1 protein-coding gene and 1 pseudogene are annotated in these 2,161 nt (G+C 60.2%); one reads left to right on the top strand and one right to left on the bottom strand.

Annotated features, from left to right (window positions below):
* Positions 1 to 547 (top strand): annotated as a pseudogene (locus AC0L30_RS42755) (transposase); the annotation flags it as partial.
* A 286-nt stretch (positions 548 to 833) separates the two neighbouring features.
* On the opposite strand, the gene AC0L30_RS42750 reads toward AC0L30_RS42755, so the two are convergent.
* Positions 834 to 1,739, bottom strand: coding sequence for an HpcH/HpaI aldolase/citrate lyase family protein (locus AC0L30_RS42750; RefSeq protein ID WP_473406769.1), 906 nt, complete (start codon positions 1,737 to 1,739; stop codon positions 834 to 836).
* Between the last annotated feature and the right edge of the window lie 422 nt (positions 1,740 to 2,161).

The raw sequence follows: 2,161 nt of genomic DNA, 5'->3' as shown, positions 1-2,161 counted from the left end.
GAAACCGTCGGTACCGGACCATCGTGTGCGATTTGGAGCGTCGGCGGATCGTTGCCTTGCTGCCCGACCGGGGAAACGGCGACCGTTCCCGGCGTGGCTATCGAAGCACCCGGGCATCAACATTGTGTCGCGAGATCGCGGTGGTGGATATGGCGACAGTGGTCAGGCGGCTATTGCAACAGTGCTGAACTCTGGCGCCGTTTGAGAGGGCAAGGCTTTAAGGGAGCGCTGCGCGTGGTGGCGGAATGGCCACGCGACGGCGACGCGCCGAGAGTATCAGCCGTCAACAATTGCAGAAGGTCCCCGCCGCCAGGACGATAGCGCAGTTGATGACGACGAAGCGCGACCACCTAACCAAGGCCGAGACCATCACGGTTGCCGTCATCGAACAAAACGTTCCTATGCTGGCCGATGCCCACGCTGTCGTTGACCGCTTCCACGCGATGATCCGAAGAGGGCCGAGATCGAGCTCGAACCTTTGATAGATGAATCCAAGCGGAGCCTCATTGGCTCGTTCGCGAATGGCATCCCCAACGATAACGCTTCGTATCTGGATCGCGCCGGAGATAGTGCCGCTCCGCTAGCTAGGACCTGCAGCGTTCGCGTCCGTCAAACAAGGCGGCCCTCAACGGCTTTCAATTACCCACATCGGTAATTGAAAGCCTCAACGGAGGAATACGGAGCGGCCGATCCCCGCCCGAAAACATCTGCAAACCTGGTGGAGATCGCGTCTCCGGAGTGGCGGACATGAGCCGAGACGCAACTACGTTCTCGCTTCCGATGCAGTTGAGAAGCGCCGATGTTGCCGCAGCAGCTGAAGAAGGCCGGGACCGCTAATCCGCGATCGCGGCAATCGAATCGGCGATCGCGATGGTACGTTTGGCCATTTCTGCATGCAGCCGCTCTACCATTTGTCCATCGACCTGAATTGCGCCACGCGAGGCGTTCTCCGGCAATTCGAACGCCTGGATGATCCGCCTTGCTTGCGCGAGCTCCTGGACTGCCGGCGTGAAGATGGCATTGCAGGGATCAATCTGGCACGGGTGAATCAGCGCTTTCCCGTCGAACCCAAAATCACGTGCCTGGCGGCATTCCGCGGCAAACCCTTCGACATTGCAGAGATCGCTGTAGGGACCATCAAGCATCTCGACGCCGTGCGCACGTCCGGCTAGGATACAATGAGCTAGCAGCGGGATCATGGTCTCACGCCCCGACAGCATCCTAATTCGCGTCTCCCGCGAAATATCGTTCGGCCCAAACACAAAGCCCGCGAGTCTTATCTTCGGATCGCGCGCGGTGGCGGCAAGCTGCTCGGCATGCAACACCGCCCACGCTGTCTCGATGACCGCCCAAACCGAGAGTGAGCCTTCCCGACCGCTCGCGGCAAGGCGCTCCGCAACGCTGTTGAGCTCAGCCATACTAGAGATTTTGGGCACCAAAATGCCGTCGGACCCCGCGTGCGCGGCCATAGCCACATCTTCGCACCACCAGGCCGTATCCAGCGCGTTGATGCGAATCAGCACCTCGCGCCTGCCGAAGCCGCGGGCCTTGACCGCTTTGCCTACCTGTTCGCGCGCTTTCGCCTTGACGTCCGGCGCAACGGAGTCTTCAAGATCTAGCACTAGGGCGTCGGCCGCCACCTTGCGTCCCTTTTCGAGGGCTTGCGCATTGGATCCAGGCATGAACAAGACGCTTCGGCGCGGACGCGGCGTCTTTGATTGTGAAGGCGGATGTATCATGAGCGAGCCCGCTAATGGCCGTTCTCCTAGACCAATGCCATTTCGTGAGGCGTGGATCCGCTTAACGCGCGTCTTTCGACCGCCAATTTACGAGCCCCATATTAAACGAGGCGCGGATGCACGCACCTACCAGGACTAAGAGGTACTCACCAGCGTGCAACTCTTGCGTGGCCGTCAGCCGGCGCCCGCCGTCGTTGCCGCGGTCTGCGCCTTGGCGGTCTCGCTTCAGGGCCAAGTTGCAAGCGACGGAGGCCGAAGTAGGAAAACCTCTATTGTAAACGTCTTAGCTATCCCAGGCAGAGGTGAACATACGCTTTGACTATTGCTCGGCTTGAGAGCCTTTGCGCGGAAGCTGTTCGCGTCACTGACTTCTCATTTCGGTCGCCTCAGGCTATTTAGGCCTTGCAGGCTGGACCGGCACG

The organism is Bradyrhizobium sp. MI1.11, assembly GCF_055811255.1.
Note: the sequence above shows the minus strand (reverse complement) of the source record. Positions and strands in the feature narration are given on the sequence as shown.

Bases quoted from the DNA above. Each gene is read 5' to 3' on its own strand.
- AC0L30_RS42750 (WP_473406769.1), bottom strand. From the start codon at position 1,739: ATGATACATCCGCCTTCACAATCAAAGACGCCGCGTCCGCGCCGAAGC.